This is a genomic window from Rhodococcus tibetensis, from assembly GCF_024438035.1.
GTDB lineage: Bacteria > Actinomycetota > Actinomycetes > Mycobacteriales > Mycobacteriaceae > Rhodococcus_F > Rhodococcus_F tibetensis.
In genome coordinates this window covers 1-21799 of the sequence record NZ_JANFQF010000009.1, presented here as the reverse complement: position 1 = coordinate 21799, position 21799 = coordinate 1, and the positions used below count along the sequence as shown (strand labels likewise).

Genomic DNA, 21799 nt, shown 5'->3' with positions numbered 1-21799 from the left:
TGCGGCGATGAATCCGGTACTCATCGCCGCTCCGACGATTTCGGCGTGGACGCCAGCGGGCAGACCGAGATGTTTGAACGTGACACGGCGGGAAATACCACACCCGGCGGCGCGTTACAGAGTGAACGGATTGCTGACCGTCGCATTCCGAGTCCCACACGCAGATGGTGGCGGAATTACGACTGGTTCTACAGCAAGAACAGAGTGTGTGACACCGTTCATCCACGTTCGCGAAGGATAAATCAGCCAACCGTTATTTGCTCGGGGCGGCCAATCGAAGGCATAGAGTCGATCAGCGCCCCAAGCCCAATGGAAGCAGACACACTTCGAGTAGACAACGCGGCAGCTTGATCGAGACGGGCCAGCGCTTCGTCAACTTCTACACCGGAGTCACATATGGGCCGGTCACGGTGTCCGTCGAAGTACTGGAAAAGTCCTCGCAGGGCAACGCTTTCAACGAGTGAAAGATTATCGACCAGTTCAGTATCGAGTGCATCTTGTGAATTGATTGTGCGGCATCATCTTTGTCTCGTTTAGAGGCCCCGGAGGGCCGTCGGCACGGACTCCGCATGGTGTGTAATGCGCCACCCCTGCAGCCCGATAGCCTCCACGAATCAAGTACGTGAGCATATTCTCGTGCAGATTGGATAAAACATGCCAAGAGTCCGTACCTTCGTGGCCGCGGCGGCGGCCGCAACCGCAGTGTCGATTGCGATCGGCCCGGCCGCGTTGGCAGCGCCCGCGGTTTTCATCGCATCCCCGGACCGCATGCGTCGGCTCAGGGACCGACGACAGCTCAGCTGACCCAGCCACTTCCGCCGCGACTTCCTCTGCAGAGATGGCGTCAACGATGTCGAGTCCACCACCTGTGGCCCCAGCCAGCAACACGCCGGCACCACCGGAAGTCGACGGAGCACCACAGGCGTCGGCCACTATCGACAACCCGGGTATCGCCGCGCCACAACAGGGTGCGGATGCAGCACCGACCGCACCCGACGAGCCGGCAGCAGCCGGCACTTACTGTGGACCCGGCTACAACGGTCTGGCCGTGTGGTCCTACGGCCCCGACTGCGATACCGCGATGGTCGTACAAGGCGAATACGGCAGCTTCCTAGCCGGCTCGAATTCGACCTCGACAACCATTGATGCAGCAGGCATGCACTGGCAATGCTACGAAGGAACAAGTGGCCCGGTTTCTTACCTGGAATGCGGCAGCAACGCAGGAGCAGTTCGCCTCACCTCCTAATCGAGGCGGCCACGACGCGTGCCGCTCAGGTCATCTCGACATCACCCGTACCTGCGGCGGTGGTTCACTGCAACTGTCGCGATTCACGCCGAACCGGGCTGACCGCGCCAGAACGAGCCGTATGCGGTCGCCAAGTTGCGACACGTCCCCGAGCGAGACCCTAACCAATGGTGGCGCGATGCGCACTGTTAGCGTATTGATCGTGTTGCAGGATGATTCGTTGTTAATTATGAACAAGGCTCGACGCCTCCACCGAACTCCAGCAGACCCATGGTGAGCCGCGGCTGAGCGTGCTCTGCCAAGGCAGGTGTCCACAGGCGGCAGAGGACGTCGGGGCGAAGTTCCCGGTTCAGAACCGGAGGAGCACCTTGCTCGATGAGGACGCATCCCTGGCCGACACGAAGGCGGTGAGCGCATCGGCGACGTCGTACTCGGCCGTGACGATCGGATCCACCACCAGCGAGCCGTCGGCGAGGGCGGCCACCACCTCGTCGATCTCGTCGTTGAACCGGAACGAGCCGACCAGATCCAGTTCCCGGGTGATCGCGATCGACACGGGTACCGGCTGATCCCCGGCGGGAAGCAGACCGACCATCACGACCCGGCCGCCGCGGGCCGTTCCGTGTATCGCCGATGCCAGACCGCGATGGTTGCCGGAGCATTCGATGGTGACGTCCGCTTCCACCGCCGCGACTGCGTCGGCATTGGTGGCGGTGAGGGTCTCGTCGGCGCCCACGGCCCGCGCGATCTCGAGCGGGTACTCGTGCATGTCCACCGCCGTGATGTGGCCGGCGCCCGCTCGCTTCAGTACCGCCACCACGAGCGCGCCGATGGGTCCGGCACCGATGACGAGGACCGCCCGGTCCTTCACGTCCCCCGCCCGCGCGACCGCGTGCCACGCCACGCTCGCCGGCTCGGCCAGTGAGGCCAGACGCAGATCGAGGCCGTCGGGAAGAACCCGGAGCATGCGGGTCGGGACGGCAACGTGGCTGACGAACAACCCGTCCGCGTGGGGAAAATGCGCCGCGCTGCCCAGGTACGTGCATCCGGGCGAAATGTTGGGGCGATCGGCCGGATACTTCGCGCTGTCGCCGCCGGGGGTTGCGGGATGGATGGTGACGGGGGTGCCTGCGCCGGGACCGCTTCCGTCCGTCGCACCGATCAGGACGGTGCCCGACGCCTCGTGTCCGAGCCGCATCGGTGCGCGAAGGATCGACTCGCCGGCGGCGCCGTGCTGCCAGTAGTGGAGGTCGGATCCGCAGATCCCGCCGTAGGCGATGCGGATCACCGCTTCGTCCGACTTCGGTGCGGCGATCGGCACCTCCTCCACGCGCAGGTCCTGCGCACCGTGGGCGACGACCGCCTGCGCGTGCGTCGGAACCTGTACGGCTTCGGAAGCGGTGGTTGGGCTGGTGTTCATCGGTGAAGTCCAGTTCTGTCGGAGATGGGAGCGTGTCATCGGGTGACGGGTTCCGCCGTGGTGAGGAGGCCGAGTTCGTCCCGGCGCGGCATGCCCTCCCAGTCGCCGGACACGGTGCACGCGAACGCCCCGACCGTCACAGCGGTTCTCAGGCGGTCGGCGGGCGCCACGCCGGCCAGGCGTTCCGCGAGGTAGCCGGCGACGAAACCGTCTCCGGCCCCAACGGAGTCGACCACGCTCACCGGCACCGCGGGCAGGGCGTACGTCTCTTCATCGATGATCGCCAGGCACCCGTGGTCACCCAGTTTCAGGATGCTCTCGCGTGGTCCGAGGTCGTGGACACGGGCGACGAGTTCTGCGGGGGTGCCCTCGCCCACCGCGATCGCGGCCTCGTCGTCACCCGCGAAGACGATGTCCGACAACGCGATCAGCTCACGGAAGACGGGACCCGCATCGTCCGGCGACCACAGCGTCCGGCGATAGTTGAGATCGAACGACACCGGGATGCCCAGCGCGCGTGCCCGTTCCACGCAGTGCAGAGTGGTCTTCCTGGCGGAGTCGGACAAGGCGGGGGTGATGCCGGTGACGTGCAGCAGGGACGCCGACTCGAGGCGGTCGTCCGCGATGTCCGACATCGTGAGCCGCGACCCCGCGCTGCCGCTCCGGTAGTACCAGACGCGGGTGGCGGTGGCGGTTCGCCGCTCCTTCACCATCAGTCCGGTCGGAGCATCCGGATCGCGGATGACATCGGCGGTGATTCCCTCGGCCCGGAGTTCCCGTTCGATCAGGTCGCCCAGGCTGTCCTGGCCGACGCGCCCGATCCAGGTGACGTCAACACCGAGTCGCCGCAGTGCGATCGCGAAATTCGATTCGGCGCCGCCGATTCCCAGGTGGAGCGTGGAGGTGTGGGCGAGCGGTCCGGTGTCCACCGCCCTGGTGAGGGCCATCGTCTCGCCGAATGTCAGCACCGTCATCGCGTGACCTCCATTTCGTCGACGACGTCGCCGAGGCGCCGGCATCGTTCGGCCAGCTGCCCGAGGTCGCCGCCGCGGAGTGCGTCACCGATCAGCGGGCCGCCGAGGCTCACCGCCGCCGCTCCGGCCGCGATCCACGCGGGGACGTCCGCGATGCCCACCCCACCCGAGGGAACCACCTGGATGTCGGGGAAGGGACCGCGCAGGTGCCCGATGTACTCCGGTCCGACCACCGACGCCGGGAACAGCTTCACCGCAGTCGCACCGGCGTTCCATCCGTCCCATAGCTCGGTCGGGGTGAATCCGCCCGGGTAGATCGGAACGCCGGCACGCACGGCCGTGGCGATGACGTCGAGGTTGGTCGTCGGCGTCACGAGGAAGTCGGCACCCACGTCGATTGCGGCGCCAGCCTGGTCGACGGTGGTAACCGTCCCGACCCCGATCGCGACGCCGTCGGGTGCGTCGCGCCGGATGGTGCTCAGGGACCCAAGGGTTCCCGGTGTGCTCATCGTCAGCTCGACGGCACGGACCCCGTTCTCGGCGAGGACGTTGACCACGGGGGCGTACCGGTCGGCGTCCGCGGCACGCAGCACCGCGATGACGGAGGTGGTCATGCCGCCGTCACCTCGCGGTCGGTGGCGTTGGCCGCCAGCGTGAGGTCGCGGTCGCGGGTTTCCGGTGCCATCGTCGAGGCGATCAGAACCGTCACCGCCATCACGATCATGTAGACGGCCACCGGAATCCACGAGCCGGAGAAGGCCGTGACGAGGGCCGCACAAATCAGTGGCGCGACACCGCCCCCGAAGATCGAGGCGAATTCACGGCCGAGAGTGACGCCGGCGTAGCGGTAGCGGGAGCCGAAGATCTCCGGGAAGTAGCTCATGGTGACGCCGACGGCGCCCTGGCAGGCCAGGATGAAGCCGACGATCATCGCCATCGTGATCAACAAGTGTGAGCCGGTGTTCAGGGCCAGGAACGTCGGCACCGGCAGGATGATGAGGGCGATCACGATCGAGATGTACACCGGCTTGCGGCCCACCCGATCGGACAACCGACCGAACCCGTATGCCGCGATGCCGCCGCAGATGGCCCCGACCAGCAGCACCTTGGGAATGAACGTGGGGTCGACATGCACGTCGTTCTTGAGGTACGACGCCATGAACACCTGATACGTGTACGACTGCGCGCTGATGCCGATGGTCATGAACATGACGATGAACAGCGGCTTCTTGCCGTTCGCGAAGATCTCCTTTACGGGCGTCTTCGGAACGTGGTGCTGCTCCTTGAGTTCCTGGAACACCGGGCTCTCGTTGAGCTTGCGACGGATGACGAATGCGGCGACCGTGACGAACAGACTGCTGATGAAGACGAGACGCCAGCCCCAGGACATGAGCTGCTCTTCCGGGAGGAGCTGCGCGGCGATCCACGCGACTGCGCCGAGCGCTGTGCCCAGCGCGGCTCCGGTCATCACCAGGGCGGCAAGCCTACCTCTCCTGCCTATCTGAGCGGTCTCTGTCAGAAGGGTTGCACCACCTGATTGTTCGGCGCCCGCGCCGAACCCCTGGAAGAACCGGCACGCGACGAGGAGAGCGGGTGCAAGCAGCCCGACCTGACTGTAGGTGGGCAGCAGGCCGATACACAGTGTCGCGCCGCCCATCAGCATCAGCGTTGCGACGAGCACCCACTTGCGGCCGAGACGCTCTCCGTAACGCGAGAAGAACAGGCCGCCGAGCGGCCGGGCGAGAAACCCGACGGCGTAGGCGCTGAAGCTCGCGAGGATGCCCGCCGCCGGCGAGATGTTCGGGAAGAACAGTGTGTTGAAGATCAGCGCCGAAGCGGTGCCGTAGATGACGAAGTCGTACTGCTCGAGCGTGGTGCCGATGAGCCCCGCCCACGCTGCCCGGCGGACCGCGGACGGGTCTGCCTGGGGTGTACCGCCTGCGCGGCCGGGAGTTTTCGGGTTCACCGTGGGGTCGAGTGTAGTGTCCATGGATTCCTCCATTGGTGGTTCCCGGAATCGTCCGGGCAGGGGTGAGGGAGTCAGATGGTCGCGCTGGACTGCAGCGATGTGATCGTCCCGAGGTCCGGGACCGGGTCGGATGCTTCGCCGGCGGCGGCTGCCGGCCCGTGGCGCACGATGATGTCGACGAAGTCGGCGATTCGCGAGACGAACTCGGTGTGCGAAGCGAGAGTGCTGGGAAACAGACCTCCATCGACGAAGACGGAGCGAACGAATTCGGTAGTGGACGCGGCGTTGTCGGCCATTCCTGCCAGGCGCGGTCGAGCGGGGTCGGTCATGGATCGTGCGTGCGGGCCGGGGTCGAACCCGGGCGGCGGGGCGATGCAGCAGAGGTATGCCGCGACCGTGAGAGAAAGGTACTGCGGGACCGTGCCGCGGCGGAGGTGTTCGAGTGCGGGGATCGGGATGCGCTGCGCCAGTTTCACCGATCCGTCGGATCCGACCTGCGAGGTGCGGTGTCCCAGCGCGGTATTGGACCAACGCGAGAAGAGCTGCCGGATGTAGTCGTCCGTGTCCACCGATTCGGGAACGGTGACCGTCGGCAGGTACTCGTCACAAAGGATGCGCCGCGCTGCGGCCTCGACGAACGGTTGCGCCACGGACTCGGGGATGGTGGCACGCCCGTCGAGTGCGCCGAGGTAGGCGATGAGCGAATGCGTCCCGTTGAGCAGCCGGACCTTCATCAGCTCGTACGGCTCCACGTCGTCGGTGAACAGCGCGCCACCGTGCTCCCAGGCGGGACGACCGGCGGCGAACCGCTCCTCCATGACCCACATCGTGAACGGCTCCGCGGGAACGGCGATCGTGTCGCGCACGCCGAGGTGTGCCAGTGCCGTCTCGTTGTAGCGGTCCGAACCGGAAGGCACGATCCGGTCCACCATGGAGTTGGGGAACGTCACGGACGAGTCCATCCAGGACAGCAGGTCGTCGCGCAGAGTCGGTGCGAACGTGCCGACGAACTCGCGTACGAGTCTTTCGGTCTGGCGCCCGTTGGACAGCAGGTTGTCGCAGCTGAGGACCGTGACCGGGGCCGCGTGTGTGCTCGCCCGCAGGGCCAGTCCGCGGGCGATCTGCCCGATCGTGGTGCGGGGCGTCCACACCTCGCCGAGGTCGCGGCGAACGGCGTCGGAGTCGAGGTCGAGGGACCCGGTCTCGGGTGACACCGTGTACCCGTGTTCGGTCACCGTGATCGTGACGATCTTCGTCGCCGGGTCCGCGATTGCGCGGACGACGGACTCCGGGTCCTGTTCGGCCACCAGGGTTCCGGTGTGCGAACCCGGGACGCTCACACGAGAACCCTCCGGCGAGATCTCGACGACGCTGTACAGGAGGTCCTGTGCGTTCATCGCATCGGCGACGGTGCTCGACCGGCTCGCGACACCGAGGATGCCCCACGGTCCGGGTTCGCGTTCCATCGCGAGCGCGGTGTACACCGCCTGGTGTGCGCGGTGGAAGTTGCCGAGGCCCAGGTGCACGATCCCGGTGCCTTCCGGCGCCCGCCGTTGGATCTGTGCCGCGGCGGGAACGTTTCGGCGCGAGAGTGTCGGTACGGACATGCTCGTCACCAATCCGTCATGGAGCCGTCGCGGCGCCGGGCGACCGGGAGATAGGCCTGCTCGTACGGATACTGCTCCGCGAGTTCCTCGTTCATGCTCACTCCGATGCCCGGAACGTCGCCGGGGGTGAGGTGCCCGTCCGAGAACGACCACGCGTGAGGGAAGACCTCGCTGACGAGCGGGTCGTAACCCATGTACTCCTGGATTCCGAAGTTCGGCGTCGCGAGCCCGAGGTGCAGGCTCGCGCCCAGGGAGATCGGCGAGACGTCCGACGGGCCGTGCGGTCCGCCGCGAACCTGGTACACCTCGGCGAGCGCGAAGATCTTGCGGACGTGGCTGATTCCGCCCGCGTGGACGATGGCCACGCGGATGAAGTCGATCAACTGTTCGGTGATCAGGTGCTGGCAGTCCCAGATCGTGTTGAAAACCTCTCCGATCGCCAGGGGTGTGGTGGTGTGGTTGCGCACCAGACGCAGCGCGTCCTGGTTCTCGGCCGGCGTGACGTCCTCTAGCCAGAACAGGTTCACGTGTTCGACGGCCTTCCCCAGCCGCGCGGCCTGCTGCGGGGTGAGCCGATGGTGGGCGTCGTGCAGCAATTTGAGGTCGGGGCCGACGTGTTCACGTACGGCTTCGAGGATTCGGGGTGCATGGTTGAGGTACGCGTCGGTGTCCCACACTTCCTCGACCGGAAGGGCGCCGCGGCTCGCGGGCTCGTATCCGGCGGCGCCCTGGTGCACGCCGTACACCGAATCCAGGCCGGGAACCCCGGACTGCACTCGAATCGCCTGAAAGCCGTTCGCGCGCTTGGCATCGACGGAGTCGAGCAACGCGGGCGCGTCCCACCCGGTCGCGTGGGTGTAGGAGAGCACCCGGTCGCGGACGGCACCGCCGAGCAACTGATAGACGGGCTGGCCGAGGGTCTTGCCCTTGATGTCCCAGAGGGCGACGTCGACGGCTCCGATCGCGGCCATCGTGACGGGTCCGCGCCGCCAGTACACGCCGCGATAAAGGTATTGCCAGGTGTCCTCGATCCGCGCCGGGTCGCGCCCGATCAGCAAGGGCGCGACATGGTCCCGGAGATACGACGCGACCGACAGTTCACGGCCGTTGAGCGTGGCGTCACCGTAGCCGACGACGCCGTCGGCGGTGGTGATCTTCAGAGTGACGAAGTTGCGGGTGGGGCTGCAGACCAGCACCTCCGCTGAGATGATCTTGTCGGTCATGCTCGTGTTCCTTTCGAGCCGACGGCGAGTGCGACGACGTTGCGCAGTTGCTCACCGCGCGCGAGTCGAGTGATGTTGTCGGCGATGTCGTCGACGCGGCCGACGAAAGTCTGTTGTGTGACCCCGGAAGAATGCGGTGTCATCAGGATGTTGGGGAGGTCGGAGAACGGGAGAGCGCTGGGCGTCCCGCGACCGTCGGGTCCGGGATAGTCGTACCAGACGTCGATGGCCGCAGCGGCGATGGTCGACGAGGACAGTGCGTCGAACAGGGCCTGCTCCTGGACGAGAGGTCCGCGGCCCACATTGACCAGCACACCCTCGCGGCCGAGCGCGCGCAATTCGTCGGCACCGATCATGCCTCGCGTCCGGTCGTCGAGCGGTGCGGACACCACGACGACATCGGATTCGACGAGGAGACGCCCGAGTTGGGACACGTCGGCGGCCCAGTCCAGTCCTGCACTCGGCGCGTCGACGTTGCCACGACCGGTCACGGCCGCTCCTGTCGCGCCGAACGCCCGGAACAGAGTCCATGTGGCGTGGCCGATGTGGCCGAAGCCCACGAAGCCCACTCGTGCGCCTTGCAGCGAATTCGACTGTGCGAGTCCGTCGTCGTAGACCGAGGTCGCCCAGACGCCCTGCCGGAGTGCCTTGTCCTGGGCCACGAAACCGCGCCGGAGCATCACCGCGGCAGCCACGACGTATTCGGCGATCGACTTCTCGTGATGGAAAGTGTTCGCCACCAGAATGTCCGGCGTCAGGGCATCGAAGGCAACGTTGTCGGTTCCTGCACCCGCGACGTGGACGAGACGCAACCGCTCGGCAGACGATGCCATGGACGGTGTGAACTTTCCCCCGACGTAGACGTCGGCGTCGCGCAGATCTTCGATCAGGGCAGCCTCGTCGAAGCTGCCGTGCCAGGACAGCCGCGAATCGGACGGAACTGCGGCCTCGAGCCGGGATCGGTGCGGAATCAGGTTGCTGTCGGCAACAACGATTTTCATCTAGCGGCTCTCTTTTCCGGGGCGAAACACCCGATCGTGCGCCGGTCCGGCCGAAGCCCGGACGACCAGTTGAGTGGGGAGATGGATTTCTCGGATATCGGAGTCCGGCTCGTTCGCGCGCTGGAACACCAGGTCCAGACTCAGCACGCCGGCTCGTGCCATTGGCACGTTGATGCTGGTGAGCGCAGGGCTGGCGAGTTCGGCGAGCGGCGAGTCGTCGATGCCGACGACGCTCAGGTCCGCCGGCACCGAGAAGCCCATTGCGCGGACGCCGTTCATCACTCCGATAGCCATCGGATCGTTGTGTGTGATCACGGCGCTCGCGCCGGTCGCGATCACGCCCGCGGCTGCGGCATGGCCGCCCGCGAGGGTTTCCTGCTGCCAGCCGAGCAGACTCAGCTGCACATCCCGGGCCTTGCAGAACTCTTCGACCGCGGCGACGCGGCGCTGGTTCGACCAGGACTGCGGCGAGCCCTGGACGTAGGCGAGGTGCTCGTGCCCGAGAGCGACGAGGTAGTCGATGGCCTGGCGAATTCCGTCCTCGGAATCCGCCACGATGCAATCGCATTCGGGTGACGAGCGGTTGACGAGCACCAAGGGGGTGTGGCCGGCGAGCTGCACGATGTCCGATGCGGGCAGCCGTGGAGCGCAGACCACGAGCGCGTCGACGCGACCTTGCAACTCGCCGAGAACCTCACGCTCGCGGTCGGCGCTGCCGTCGGTGTCGGTGAGGAGCACCGTCTGGCGCCGGTGCCACCCCTGAGCCTGCGCCGCCTTCACGAAGCTCGCGAACACCGTGTGTCCGATGTCGGGCACCACGACCGCGACGGTGGTGGCGGTGGGGCGTACGACGTCGGTGCGGGTCGGTGACGCCGCCCGGTAGCCGATCTCGTCGGCGACGGCGATGATCCGCGCGAGTGTGTCCGGTCCGATCCGGTCTGGGGAACTGAACGCCCGTGACGCGGTGGACAGGGATACTCCTGCGCGTTGTGCGACCTCGGTCAAGGTGGGTGCCACGGTGCTACCGCCTCGCTGTTCGTTGTGACTGCCGACACATACTATCCGTCAGCTTGCGCAAGATTGTCAATCCTTGCGCAAGGATTGCAGCAAGCGTGTGCGCCGTGCGTTTGCCGATCAGCGGTGGCCAGCCCGAGCGGTGCTAGACGAGTACATCGAGCACACGCGTAGTTTTCCGAGGGAGTGCTGTGTCGGTCCAGTATGAAATTCTGGGTGCTCTTCAGCCGGTAGGAAGCTGTGGAACACAGGGGGAACGTGAGCGTCGGGGTTGATGATGGTGTGGGTGCGCCTGATGCGGTGCAGGTGCGTGAGCATGCGCAGGCCATTCAGGGGCGGATCACGGAGATGGTAGGGCTGGGCGCGGGTGTGTACCTCCTCGTGTGTGGGATGCTGGCGTTCGTCAATTGGGAGGGGTCGTGGGGCGGCAGTCCTCCATCGTGGCGTGTCGGTGTCACTATCACTTCGGGGATGCGGCAGCGATCTTGGGTGTCCTTGGTGGGCTGGTAGTTGGGATCAACTTCATTGTGTGGGGGTGGCATACAACCGGTCGGTCGGATCCCCGTGTGTGCGCCCATGCCCAGGCGATGGCCAAAGCAGCTGTCGCGGTAGGGCAGGGTTCGATCTTTGTGGGAACTGCGCTTGTATTGTCCTATTGGACAACTGAATTGGATGTTCCGCGACTTTCGTCGGGTCTGATCGCGGTGGCGCTGATCGTCATGATCTCGGTGCATACAGCCGAGAGATTGAACGACGGCACGGCATGCGGGGTCCAGTGGCGAGAAAAGTCGCGCTAAGCGGTATCTGACATCTCTTGGTTCCCGAGATTGACTGTTTAGCAGTGGGTTTCGTCCGGACGGACACAGGGCACTGCCCAGATCCGCGAAAAGTCGCGCTAAGGAGTTACCGCAGACAATGGCCTATTATCTGCGGTAACCTCCATCGCGACCAGGCGCTACAGCCCGCTCCACACCGGGCGACTCCGTAAATTATCTGCTGTAGCGCCGATCGGGATCCGATAAGCCGGGTGGAAGGACTGATCGTGGGACAGGTGCGGGCGCTGCCGGTGCGCGGCGTGCGGTTGAAGGATGCGGTGGATCAGTTCTTGTCGACGATCCCGAGCGCCAACACCCGCCGCGGGTACGCCGTCGCCCTCGATCAGCTCGTACGCGACTTCGGCGCGGACTCGGACGTGGGTCTGCTGGAGGCCGAGCGGGTTGGTGGCTGGTTCACGTTCAAGTGGGGCGGCAGCTCTGCCCAGACGTTCAACGTCCGTCTTGCCTCCCTGCGAGCGGCGTGCGAGTACTGGCGTGCGCAGGAGTGGCTGGTCGGTGAGCCGCTCGTGCGGCTGGTGCCGCAGAAGGTGCCGCCTGACCATCGCCCGGGCGATGACTCGCGACGAGGTCACCGGGCTGCTCTCCAAGGATGTGCCGCTGCGGGAGCGGGTGTTGTGGACGATGCTGTACGAGACCGCCGCCCGCGCCGACAAGCTGTTGCTGCTCGATATCCCGGACCTGGATACGGCGAACCGGTGTTCACGGTGACCCGCAAGGGTGGGGCCAGGGATGTGGTGCCTGGCAGACCGGCACCGCGCGACTGCTGCCGAGGCTGCTGGCCGGCCGCAGGAGCGGGCCGGTGTTCCTGACCGACCGAAAGGCGAAACCCGGTATGGCCGTGGGCGATATCGACCCGTCGACCTTGCGGGGACGGTTGTCATATCGGCGGGCCCTCGAATTGTTCGAGCATCACACCGCCGATTTCGCGCGCGGGCCGTTCACGTTGCATCAACTTCGTCATAGCCGGTTGACGCACGCGGCGGAGGACGGGGCGTCCACGCCGATGCTGATGCGCATGAGCGGGCACACCTCGGTGCGATCGCTCGGCAAGTATGCGGGGCCGTCCGCCGAGGCGCTGATCCGGTGGCAGGCCCACACCGACCCAGCAGCTCGTAAGCGGAGATGATGACGCGACAGAGGTTCGGACCGTCCCCCCGGGGACGCAGGTGCGGCGTCCAGGAGGGTCAAAGGGTCCGGATGAGCGTGTCTGTGCTCTGTTCAGCGCTTGTGCCCGGTCACCACGAGGTAGGGATCGGCCAGTTCGGGGGTGTTGGTGTCGAGATGTGTGCACGCATCGAGGTATTCGTCCAGTCGGGTGCTTGCTTGGTGCCACCGGCCGAGGGTTTCCAGTTGCGTTCGCATGGCCGCCAGTGCGCCCATCTGCTCGGTGACTTGATCAGCGAGGCTGCGCCGACCATCCAGTGGCAACCGCAATGAGCGGGATCGGACCTCGATCGTTTCCAGCCCGGAACTCGCGGCTGCTTGGTCGGCGGCTTCGGGATTGCTCCATATGCTCGGGAATTGCGGTGGTGGTGCGTTCAGTTCGTCGGCGAGTATCCTTCGTGCCCCGTTCGGCCACCCATCCGCGCTGAGCGTGGTGAATGCGACCGGTCCACTGGGGCGCACGCATCGCACCAACTCCGAGAGAGCACGTGCTGGATCGTGCGCGAAGATGATCCCGAATACCGATACCCCGGCGTCGGCATACGCGGTCGGAAACGGAAGATCTGCGGCGTCGGCCACGACGAACTCGGCATTCGTGGTCGGGAGTCGTTCGCGGGCCGCGGCGATCTGCTCGGGTGAGGAATCCACGCCGATGACTTGTGCCCCATGTGCGAGGGCAACCACGGCAGCGTTTCCCGTACCGGTAGCGCTGTCCAGCAGAACATCACCGCGTCGCAGCCCCAATGTTGCCACCGCTTCCTGCGACGCGGGAAACAGGTATTCGGCAGTCCTGGCATACCGCGCTGGGACCCATCGCTGGTTCATCGTTCACTCCGTGTGGTTCCAGATGCCGGGATGGAGGGGTTGACCAGCGCTGAATCCTTGTGTGCGGTGATGATGTCGCTGAGCCGGAGCACCTCGCGCGGATCCGGCAGCAGGTGTCGTTTGGCGAATACCGCGACTCGGGCCAGGCGGCGAACCGTGTAACTGAACGCGGTGGGCGGCCGCGGGATGCCGAGGGTGTCGATGACGTGTTCTTCGGAGAATGCCAGGGCCAGCCAGCGACCGAACCAGCGCAGTGGCTTGGGGAACCACCGGGTCGCGAACTGGTCGACGAGTGCGTTCGCCAGGCGCTGCCCGGGCGGCGAGTACGCGAATTCGGTTCCGTGTTCATAGGTTTCGAGAAGTTGTTCCATCTCCTGCCAGGTGTGCGGGATATCGGTGACGCCGAGGCGTTCGGACACGCTGCGCCAGTGGATGAGTTGGGCGCGGCGTTCGTTCTCGTTCAGTCCGGGAGACCCCGCGATGTGTCGCAGCAGTCGGTCGTAGATGAGGGTGAAGACCGCGGCGCTGTGCTGGAAGGTGTGCATCGGCATGGGCCAGTCGCGGGCGACGCCGGAGTGCCAGTTCCGTACGTAGTCGAGGCTTTTCATGCTGGTGGGGTTGGATACCCCGTCGTCGACCCATGAGAAGAGGTGGAACATGGTTTCGTCGGCGCGGCGGATGCCGTGGTCGTAGAGCATCCCGGTGCCGTTGCGGTCCACCGACTCCGCCGAGACGGGTGGGCCGGCGAAGCGGATGAATCCGACGGTATAGAAGAGATGTACGACGAGCAGGCTCTTCGGTAGGAGCTGGCAGCTGGTCAGTCGGACGATCTGTTCGCTGTCGGTCTCGGGATCGAGTCGTTCGATCTCGGCGCGAATCCATTTGACGTTGCGCTTGCTGGTTGCCATCTTCGGTCTCCGGTCACTCGTGTACTGCGGCGGGGGTTTCGGATTCCGGCTCCGTGACCGGAGCCGGATTGGTGCGTAGTAGGACGACGGTGAGCACAGCGCCGGTCGCGGCCAGTGCGGCCGCGACCGGCGAACGCGAGATTCAGGCCCGCCCGGTAGGCGTCGGCGGCCGTGGAATTGCGGGTCGCGAGCTCGGCGATCAGCAGGACGGCGGTGACTCCGAGCCCCGACCCGACGCGCTGTGCGGTGTTGACGACGCCCGCGGTGATCCCGGCGTCGGCTTTGTCGACCGAGGTGACCGCGGGGGCCGTGACTCCGACGAAGGCGGCGGGCAGGCCGATGCCCAGCAGTACCGCGCCGGGCAGCACATCGATCAGGTAGCTGCCGTGATCGGGTAGGCGGGCGAACCAGGCCATGGCGAGGGCTTGCAGCAGCAGGCCCGCGGTCAGTACTCGCCAGGCGCCCAGCCGATCCAGCACGGAGGGCAGCACGGTGCGGGAGATGACGATGTTCACCACGGCGACCGGCAGCACCGCGAGGCCGGACTCAGTCGGGCTGTAGTGCTGGGTGTTCTGTAAGTACAGCGCCAGCAGGGCGAAGGTGGGCACATGCGCCGCGCCGACGAGCGCGTTCACCAGAGCCGACCCGCTCACCTGGCGAATCGTGAACAGCCGCAGCGGCATCAGAGGATGGGGGCTGCGCGCTTCGAGGAATAGGAAGGACGCCAGCAGCGCGAGTCCCACTGCGAGCAGAACCGCGGCCAGGGTGCGCGTCGACTCGTCGCCGATCGCGCCGATGGCATAGCCGATGATCAACAGTGCCGCGGTACCGGTGATCGCGCCGGGCACGTCGAGCCGACCTACGGCCCGAGCCGGTCGTGCCGGATCCGGCGGCAGCACCCGGACGAACGCCAGCGCCAGCACCCCCACGGGCAGGTTGATCAGGAAGATCGACGGCCAGCCGAACAGGTCGGTGAGCGGCCCACCGACCGCGGTGCCGATGGCCGCGCCTGCCGCCCCCATGGCACTCCACACTCCGAAGGCGCGATTGCGCACGCCGGGGTCGGTGAACGTCGTGGCGAGCAAGGCCAGCTGAGCAGGGATGACCACGGCCGCGCCGAGACCCTGCAACGCCCGCGCGGCGATGAGAATGATTGGCTCCGTGGCGAAACCGGCCAGTGCGGACGCCACGGTGAACACGGTGAGGCCGCCCGCGAATACCCGGCGCGGACCGAGCAGATCGGCGGCGCGCCCGCCGAGCAACATGAACCCGCCGAAGGTCAGCAAGTAGGAGTTGGTCACCCAACCCAGTCCCGCCTCATCGAGCCCTAGGTCCGCGCCGATGCTGGGCAGCGCCACATTCAGCACGGTCGTGTCCAGGAAAACCACCAGTTCGACCATCGTGATCAACAGCAGGACCAGCCGGTCTCTCGCCCCGAGTGCACCTCTGCTCACCATGAGCACACCCTTTCGCTAGAGCATCACTACAGTCAGAGTTCACTAGTGTCGCACTCTAGTCAAGTAGTATTCGGGCCATGACAGGCAAGAACACCGGCGTTCGGGCGGCCAAGACAACGGCCAACCGAGCAAAGATGCTGGCAGCGGCACAGGAACTGTTCACCACCCGCGGCTACACGGCCACGACCATGAAGGCCATTGCCGATGCGGCGGGCATGGCAGTACAGACGCTGTACTTCACCTTCGCCACCAAGCGCGCGATCCTGTCCGAGCTACTCGACGTCGAGATCGCCGGCGACACCGAACCGGTCGCCACCATGGACCGTCCCTGGTTCGCCGCTGCCGTGGCGGCTGCGCCCGCCGAGCAGATCCGGCTTCAAGTCGCGGCGGCGGCAACGATTTACACCCGTGTCAGCCCACTGCTCGAGGTGATCCGGTCGGCCGCGGCGACCGACCCCGAACTCGCCGAGCTCTGGGAAACCAACATCGCCCAACGTCACCTGGTCCAGCTCCGCCTGGCCGAGGCCCTCGCCGCCAAGACGCCGCTGCGCGCGGGCGTCACTGCTGCGCGCGCCGCCGACATCGCGCTCTCCACGCTGGCCCCCGAGACCTACCGGCTCCTCGTCCACGAACGCGGCTGGACCGATGCTGAGTGGGAGTCCTGGGCCATCGACGCTCTCACCCTGCAATTGCTCCCATCGCGACGATCCCACGGAGACTCCATGGCTACGCCCGCGCCGGAGGAGGTCCGATGAGCGTGCTGGTCCTGGGCGGATACGGAGCCGTCGGCGCTCACCTGGTGAGATTGCTACGCGCGCAAGGCATCCCGACACTCGCGGCCGGACGCGACCCGGCACAGGCGGACCGGGTGCTCGATCTCACCGCGACGGACAGTTTCAGAACCGCGCTCGCCGGGGTGTCGACAGTGGTGAACTGCGCGGGCGCCGAAAACATCCGGCTCGCCGAGGAGTGCACCCACCGCGGGATCGTATTCATCGAGATCTCGGCGACCTCCGACTACGTGCGGGCCTTGGAGCGCGTCGACGGGCCGGCGGTACTCGGGGTCGGCTTGGCGCCCGGCCTGAGCACCCTGCTCGCCGTCGACGTGCTCTCGAGCGCCCCCGGCCCGGTCGACATCATGATCGGGCTCGGTTCCGGCGAACACCACGGCCCCGCCGCCACGGCCTGGACCTACCGACTGCTGGGACAGCACTTCGCCGACCCCGACGGCACCAGCGTCCGCAACTTCACCCAACCCGCACACTTCACGATCCCCGAACAAGCCGGATACCAACCGTTTCCCGCGCTGCGCGCCGACTTCGCCGACCAACACCGCCTCACCCGCGAATACGCGGTCCCCGTCCGCACCTATCTGAGATTGGACTCCCGCCTCGCCACCACCGGATTGGCCGCTCTCACCTGGGCGCCCGCGCTACGGGCGCTGGTGCCGCAGCGTATGCCCGGCAGCGACCGGTGGGTGGTCCTCGCTCGATCCGCCGATGGACCGACACGGTGGGCCACCGGCTGTGGACAATCGCTGGCCACGGCCGCGGTCGCCGCCGCCACGGTGCGGGAGGTGACACGCCACCGAATCACCGCACCGACATGGATCCACGAACTACTCGAGATCGGCACGCTGCGGCACGACTTGGCGGCGGCGGGTATCAGACTCTGACACCCTCCTCGACCGACATCGCCGCCCGGACCTCCCTAAAGAGATTGTCCTCGTCCGGGCTGCAAGCGCACCCGCGCCGACACCATGTCAGTCGTCATCGTCGGAACTGTCAGGATCGCGCAGCGGTCGGTGGCCCTCGCCGAGTTCGGGCAGATGGAAGCTGTAGTGGCCTTCCAGGCGAATGTGTTTGCGGATGAACGCCGAGAGCCGGGCGGCGTCCTCATCCCGGACCGGGTAGTCCTGGGCGCGCAGCTCGGCCAATGCCCGGTCCAGGTACACCGAATTCCACAACACGACACAGTTCAGGATCAGCCCGAGCGCAGAGAGCTGGTCTTCCATGCCGTCGAGGTAGGTGCGGGTGATCTCACCCTTCTTGCCGTGAAAGATGGTGCGGCCCAGGTCATGACGGCCCTCCTGAAGGTTCGCTTGTGCCTTGGCCTCACGCCGGTAGGGTTCGTCGTCGGCCATGCGCAGGATGTGCAGGGTTTTGAAAATCCGGCCGAAGTGGGCGATGGCCTGCCCCAGCGAGGTGGGGTTGCCGTCGCGGGAGATCATGCGGGTGACCTCGTGCGCGGAGACCTCACCGCGGTTCATCGACACCGCCACCCGGCACATGTCCTCCCAGCGGGAGCACACTTTCTCGATGTCGATGCGCCCGCGTGCGGCTTTGTCCAGGGGACCGTAGTCGGCGGCCGGGTCGATGCGCCACAGCCGCTGATCGGGCAGGTGCTTGAGCTGCGGCCGGTACTTGCGGCCCAGCAAATGCAGCAGGCCGAAGACGATGTCGGAATACGATCCGGCGTCGGAAATGATGTCGTCGGGCACCTTGCTGCCCTCGGGTTGGCGCAGGATCACGTCGATGGCGTTGAGCGAGTCGCGCGGGGTGCCCGACACGACCATCGCGTTGAGCCCGGCGGCCTGGTCGTTGAGCATGTTCAGCCAGGTACTGCCCCGTTTCGGTCCGAAGTATTTTCGGTTGGGTCGAGCGTGGATGGACCGGACCGGGACGACGAACCGCATCCCGTCCACGCTGGCGACGCAGCCGCCGCCCCACAGCCGCGCCAACGCGATGCTCGCCTGGGCGTTGACCAGCACCGTGTTGGCCGCGGCCATGGTCTCGGCACGGATGTAGTGCTGGTCGACGTGGCGCAGCCGGTCCCGCGTCAGCGCGGGCGCGCCGGGTGAAACAACCGCTGTCAGCCCGACAGTCATGGCCTGCGAGCACAACACCGCCGCGACCGAGACACCGAGATCGGCGACGCGAGCACTGGTGCCGGCGACGTGAGTGAAGGATTCACCGAACTCCGGAAGCCACGACATCACTTCCAAGACCAGTTCCGGCAGGTCCACGCGCGGGATCATCGCCGTCGCGCGGCGGCGCAGATTGGTCAAGCTGGGCGGATCAAGGATCGCGCTCAACGACGCTACGTGCAGTTTCCCGTCCTCATCCACGCTGGCCTGAGTGTCGTCACCAAGGCGAGTAGCCAACTCCCGATAGGCGGCGTCCACACTCGCGGCCAGCTCGCCCAACATCGCCTGCGGGTTGTCCGGCAGGCCCAGGGCGTTCATGCCGGTATCGCGCGCGCCCTCCCATGCCATCCCCGACAGCAGATGCGCACGCGGGTCACGCCATTTCGAGGAATCCTCAGCGAAGAGGTTGCGGTACTTGAGATGTCGGTGGAACTGCTCAAGCACGCACAGCGTGTACGCGGCCCGGTCCACGGTCTCTTCCGGCCGCTCCGGCGGATAGACCAGGCGCTGCCAGCCCCCGCCCACCAGATCGTGATCGACACGGCGGGCATCGAGCCACCGGGCAGGCAGCCCGCGATTGCGTTGCGGGGAAATCAGATCCGCCAGCGTGTGCATGGCTTTCAGGACAGGTTTTGCGTCGCCGGTGGCACCGAAATCGATCGTGCGCATCATCGCGGGCAAAAACGCCCGCACCGTGGCGAACCGGCCCGCCAGCTCCTCGGGACGCTGGTCGTCGAACTCCGGATCCGCCTGCGGCACAAGCTCGTCTATCGCGGCCAGCGCGGCCCGCAACTCGGATTTGGAGACGGTATTCTCGATCAGATCCCACACCAGCTCCAGCGACAGGCCCGGGTCGGCCTCGCTCATCTCCAGCAGCACCCGCACCGCGCGGGTGAGCTTGCCGGCGTTGCGGGTCACCCGTGGGTATCGGCGCAGTTTCTCGTCTTTGGACTGGCGTTCGGCCTTGGCTATCAGGTCGGTAACCATGATCAGGTCGAACAATTCGAGCACATCGTCGACCGCCTTGTCCCGCAACGTGAACGCCGTCGCGGTCAACAACGCCAGCAACCGTTCCCGCTGCGATTTCATGCGCCGCAGATGTGAGGTCTTGCCGGTGATCCCGTGCGCGGCCAGGGCGATCAACCGGCGCGGCGGCACCTCGGCGATGTCCACCGACGCCGGGACCACCGCGTTCAGATCCCGCGCCCGGGCCAACGCGTGACGCATCCCGGTCAAGGTCGGCGTGAACGCGCCCTTGCGCAGCCGTTCGAGCTCCACCACCTTGCGGCGGCCCTCTTCACGAGTTTCCAACAGCCCCCACAGGACACCGGCCTCCCTGCGGGTCAACTGCCCCGCCAGCTGCGTCCACAACCTTTGATCGGTGGCCTGTTTGCCCTCGGTGACGAGGCGTTCCAGGGTCGATACACCCGGAAGCAGGGCCGATCGTTCGCGCAGCCAGCGCACCGCGCCCGCGGTCAGAGCCTTGCCACCGTCGCCACTCATCCACGCCTGATCGGCGACCCACGCCGCCAACTCGGCCTCAACCTGCGCGAACTCGGTCAATCCGTCGATGCGGACGATCTCATCCTGATGGTCGTAGCGGGTCTGCTTGCGCTCGGTGTAGGACTTCACGCACGTCGGATCGGCGATATCGAGCTGCTCGGCCAGATAGGCGACCACATCGCCGGGAACATCGAGCGGGTCGGGCAAGAACATGCCCAGGTAGCGCACAGTCACCAGCTGGAGGGCGAAGCCGAGGCGGTTGCTGTCGCGGCGTCGCTCCGCGATCAGCTTGCGATCCTCATCATCGAGATAGAAAAACCGTTCCAAATCGGCCCGCGTCAACGCACCGAACCGGCCGTACTCCACGGCCCCCTCATCACGCACAGCCGCACATGAAACCACCAGCAGCGCAACCGCACTCACCGAACGACCGAATCAACCAGATCAGAGCACTGTCTCGGCCGGACCCCGCCACTCGATGACCAGACCGTTCACGAAATCCGCCACCCGTCCACTCACCTCGCTCGGGTCCGGCGGCATAGCCACCCGCGCTTCGGCGATCAGCGCCGCCGCATTCACCGCCTCGACCATGCCCGCACGATCCCACCGGCCACCGGTACGCCCCGACCAGGAAAACACCGCTAAGCGCGACTTTTCACGTAACTGGACCCCACATGCCGGCACCAACCTTAGGTGGCAGATATATCGTGCGGGAGTCGGGGCCGACGCGGCCCGCCTGGGCCGTGTGCTGAGCCGATGGGATGTCTTCGGCAGCGAAAATAGGATCATCAGCCGTGTCGTGAGAGACAACATTGTCTCGGCAGTGACGGTAGCAATCCCGGTGATCGTTGTCACCTTTGTCAGGGGTGAGAACGGCAGACCGTTCCATATCTCACTGATTGACTGTGCCGCTGTATGTCTCGCTGCACTTGCGCTGACAATCGTTGCCTTCGTCACCGTTGTCGGAACGGTTCGATCTGACCAGTGCGTTGTCTGCGCTGTCAGTAGCACTGAAGCAGCAGACAGCTCTTTGGCAGCTGCTCCTCGGGATAGCTCTTCTGATTCTTCTGGGCGGACCGTTGGCTAGATCCGTTTCCGGTCTGCGGCGCACCCGCGATCACTGGCTTTTCGGGCACAGCGCACGACTTGTCGTGCGCCGCAATGTACGTAACCAAATTGTGCGCAAAAGGCGCGTCCTGCGCGAACCAGCAATTGGTCGGCCGACGCGACGACCGGGACGGTGGCAGAAGATGGTGGACTGGTACCACGCAGCAACAGGCTCGCCCACCTAACCAGAGTGAGTGTGCAGCGTTGCTGATCACAGAACTTCCAGTATCGCTGGGCCGGTGCGCTGCAGGATTGCGGTGTCAGGGTCGACCTTGTGATGGCATGGCGCTGCTGGCCTCTTCGCATCTCAGTGCGACGGCCCCGAACTGGTCGAGGTCGTGGAGTGAATCGCCCCGGTTCTTGCCGCTCTCACACGGAATCGAGGCAAGTCGCCTATCGACCGCATCGGCGGTCACAACGTCGCCCGGAACTCCAACTAGCCGACACGTGAAGCTGATTGGGCACTGGCCGCGGGTACTCACGGCTTGCAGCAACTGACTCTAGTGTCGTACGCCATAAATTCGTGCTCTAGCTTGATATTCTGAGGCATGCCTCGAACCGGACGCCCGAAGGCTGAGTTGATGTTGACCGATAGCGAACGCGAACAACTCGTTCGATG

At 66.0% G+C, this 21799-nt stretch carries 18 protein-coding genes; 5 read left to right on the top strand and 13 right to left on the bottom strand.

The features are described from left to right. Nucleotides 1-1595 precede the first annotated feature (1595 nt). From NOF53_RS12535 to NOF53_RS12500, 8 genes are read right to left on the bottom strand one after another with little or no spacing between them, the layout of a single operon-like run. Complete coding sequence (locus tag NOF53_RS12535; RefSeq protein WP_255968682.1) at nt 1596-2666, bottom strand: L-idonate 5-dehydrogenase; 1071 nt, start codon at nt 2664-2666, stop codon at nt 1596-1598. Between the two features lie 35 nt (nt 2667-2701). Then, on the bottom strand, nt 2702-3640 hold the full coding sequence (locus NOF53_RS12530) for a sugar kinase (RefSeq protein WP_255968680.1): 939 nt from the start codon (nt 3638-3640) through the stop codon (nt 2702-2704). Further along, nucleotides 3637-4254 carry a bifunctional 4-hydroxy-2-oxoglutarate aldolase/2-dehydro-3-deoxy-phosphogluconate aldolase gene (locus tag NOF53_RS12525; protein WP_255968678.1) on the bottom strand — a complete coding sequence of 206 codons (618 nt, stop codon included), beginning with the start codon at nt 4252-4254 and terminating at the stop codon, nt 3637-3639. The genes NOF53_RS12530 and NOF53_RS12525 overlap by 4 nt, the downstream gene beginning before the upstream one ends. Continuing rightward, nucleotides 4251-5630, bottom strand: coding sequence for an MFS transporter (locus tag NOF53_RS12520; protein WP_255968676.1), 1380 nt, complete (start codon nt 5628-5630; stop codon nt 4251-4253). Before NOF53_RS12520 ends, NOF53_RS12525 begins: the two co-directional genes overlap by 4 nt. Before the next feature lie 50 nt (nt 5631-5680). Then, nucleotides 5681-7216, bottom strand: a complete 1536-nt coding sequence (locus NOF53_RS12515; RefSeq protein WP_255968674.1) for a mannitol dehydrogenase family protein — start codon at nt 7214-7216, stop codon at nt 5681-5683. A 5-nt stretch (nt 7217-7221) separates the two neighbouring features. Next, nucleotides 7222-8439, bottom strand: coding sequence for a D-mannonate dehydratase ManD (gene manD, locus NOF53_RS12510; RefSeq protein WP_255968672.1), 1218 nt, complete (start codon nt 8437-8439; stop codon nt 7222-7224). Further along, nucleotides 8436-9440: a 2-hydroxyacid dehydrogenase gene (locus NOF53_RS12505; RefSeq protein WP_255968670.1), complete on the bottom strand. Its 1005-nt coding sequence runs from the start codon at nt 9438-9440 to the stop codon at nt 8436-8438. The genes manD and NOF53_RS12505 overlap by 4 nt, the downstream gene beginning before the upstream one ends. Further along, a complete protein-coding gene (locus NOF53_RS12500; RefSeq protein WP_255968669.1) occupies nt 9441-10457 on the bottom strand; it encodes a LacI family DNA-binding transcriptional regulator in 1017 nt (338 codons plus the stop codon). A gap of 255 nt (nt 10458-10712) precedes the next feature. Here NOF53_RS12500 and NOF53_RS12495 point away from each other — a divergent pair, with 255 nt between their 5' ends. The 3 genes from NOF53_RS12495 (at nt 10713) to NOF53_RS12485 (ending at nt 12416) form a co-directional block, all read left to right on the top strand. Then, nucleotides 10713-10964, top strand: a complete 252-nt coding sequence (locus NOF53_RS12495; RefSeq protein WP_255968667.1) for a hypothetical protein — start codon at nt 10713-10715, stop codon at nt 10962-10964. 878 nt (nt 10965-11842) lie between these two features. Beyond that, nucleotides 11843-11998 carry a hypothetical protein gene (locus tag NOF53_RS12490; protein ID WP_255968665.1) on the top strand — a complete coding sequence of 52 codons (156 nt, stop codon included), beginning with the start codon at nt 11843-11845 and terminating at the stop codon, nt 11996-11998. A gap of 91 nt (nt 11999-12089) precedes the next feature. Beyond that, entirely contained in the window at nt 12090-12416 is a 327-nt protein-coding gene (locus NOF53_RS12485; protein WP_255968663.1) for a tyrosine-type recombinase/integrase, read from the top strand. Nucleotides 12417-12508: 92 nt separating this feature from the next. On the opposite strand, the gene NOF53_RS12480 is transcribed toward NOF53_RS12485, so the two are convergent. Genes NOF53_RS12480 through NOF53_RS12470 form a run of 3 tightly spaced genes read right to left on the bottom strand, consistent with a single transcriptional unit; the run spans nt 12509 to nt 15644 of the window. Further along, nucleotides 12509-13279, bottom strand: coding sequence for a class I SAM-dependent methyltransferase (locus NOF53_RS12480; RefSeq protein ID WP_255968661.1), 771 nt, complete (start codon nt 13277-13279; stop codon nt 12509-12511). Next, entirely contained in the window at nt 13276-14187 is a 912-nt protein-coding gene (locus NOF53_RS12475) for an oxygenase MpaB family protein (RefSeq protein ID WP_255968659.1), read from the bottom strand. Before NOF53_RS12475 ends, NOF53_RS12480 begins: the two co-directional genes overlap by 4 nt. Then, nucleotides 14097-15644: an MFS transporter gene (locus NOF53_RS12470; RefSeq protein ID WP_255968657.1), complete on the bottom strand. Its 1548-nt coding sequence runs from the start codon at nt 15642-15644 to the stop codon at nt 14097-14099. The genes NOF53_RS12475 and NOF53_RS12470 overlap by 91 nt, the downstream gene beginning before the upstream one ends. 77 nt (nt 15645-15721) lie before the next feature. On the opposite strand from NOF53_RS12470, the gene NOF53_RS12465 reads away from it, so the two are divergent. Then, entirely contained in the window at nt 15722-16399 is a 678-nt protein-coding gene (locus NOF53_RS12465) for a TetR/AcrR family transcriptional regulator (RefSeq protein WP_255968655.1), read from the top strand. Continuing rightward, complete coding sequence (locus NOF53_RS12460; RefSeq protein WP_255968653.1) at nt 16396-17319, top strand: NAD-dependent epimerase/dehydratase family protein; 924 nt, start codon at nt 16396-16398, stop codon at nt 17317-17319. The genes NOF53_RS12465 and NOF53_RS12460 overlap by 4 nt, the downstream gene beginning before the upstream one ends. Before the next feature lie 87 nt (nt 17320-17406). On the opposite strand, the gene NOF53_RS12455 is transcribed toward NOF53_RS12460, so the two are convergent. Both NOF53_RS12455 and NOF53_RS12450 read right to left on the bottom strand, forming a co-directional pair. After that, entirely contained in the window at nt 17407-20496 is a 3090-nt protein-coding gene (locus tag NOF53_RS12455) for a Tn3 family transposase (RefSeq protein WP_255968651.1), read from the bottom strand. A gap of 21 nt (nt 20497-20517) precedes the next feature. After that, nucleotides 20518-20664: a hypothetical protein gene (locus NOF53_RS12450; protein WP_255968649.1), complete on the bottom strand. Its 147-nt coding sequence runs from the start codon at nt 20662-20664 to the stop codon at nt 20518-20520. Nucleotides 20665-21799: the final 1135 nt, after the last annotated feature.

Excerpts from the sequence above, each read along its gene's own strand:
- NOF53_RS12535 (WP_255968682.1), bottom strand. The coding sequence starts at position 2,666 with ATGAACACCAGCCCAACCACCGCTTCCGAAGCCGTACAGGTTCCGACG.
- NOF53_RS12530 (WP_255968680.1), bottom strand. The coding sequence starts at position 3,640 with ATGACGGTGCTGACATTCGGCGAGACGATGGCCCTCACCAGGGCGGTG.
- NOF53_RS12525 (WP_255968678.1), bottom strand. The coding sequence starts at position 4,254 with ATGACCACCTCCGTCATCGCGGTGCTGCGTGCCGCGGACGCCGACCGG.
- NOF53_RS12520 (WP_255968676.1), bottom strand. The coding sequence starts at position 5,630 with ATGGACACTACACTCGACCCCACGGTGAACCCGAAAACTCCCGGCCGC.
- NOF53_RS12515 (WP_255968674.1), bottom strand. The coding sequence starts at position 7,216 with ATGTCCGTACCGACACTCTCGCGCCGAAACGTTCCCGCCGCGGCACAG.
- manD (WP_255968672.1), bottom strand. The coding sequence starts at position 8,439 with ATGACCGACAAGATCATCTCAGCGGAGGTGCTGGTCTGCAGCCCCACC.
- NOF53_RS12505 (WP_255968670.1), bottom strand. The coding sequence starts at position 9,440 with ATGAAAATCGTTGTTGCCGACAGCAACCTGATTCCGCACCGATCCCGG.
- NOF53_RS12490 (WP_255968665.1), top strand. The coding sequence starts at position 11,843 with ATGACTCGCGACGAGGTCACCGGGCTGCTCTCCAAGGATGTGCCGCTG.
- NOF53_RS12480 (WP_255968661.1), bottom strand. The coding sequence starts at position 13,279 with ATGAACCAGCGATGGGTCCCAGCGCGGTATGCCAGGACTGCCGAATAC.
- NOF53_RS12475 (WP_255968659.1), bottom strand. The coding sequence starts at position 14,187 with ATGGCAACCAGCAAGCGCAACGTCAAATGGATTCGCGCCGAGATCGAA.
- NOF53_RS12470 (WP_255968657.1), bottom strand. The coding sequence starts at position 15,644 with ATGGTGAGCAGAGGTGCACTCGGGGCGAGAGACCGGCTGGTCCTGCTG.
- NOF53_RS12465 (WP_255968655.1), top strand. The coding sequence starts at position 15,722 with ATGACAGGCAAGAACACCGGCGTTCGGGCGGCCAAGACAACGGCCAAC.
- NOF53_RS12460 (WP_255968653.1), top strand. The coding sequence starts at position 16,396 with ATGAGCGTGCTGGTCCTGGGCGGATACGGAGCCGTCGGCGCTCACCTG.
- NOF53_RS12450 (WP_255968649.1), bottom strand. The coding sequence starts at position 20,664 with ATGGTCGAGGCGGTGAATGCGGCGGCGCTGATCGCCGAAGCGCGGGTG.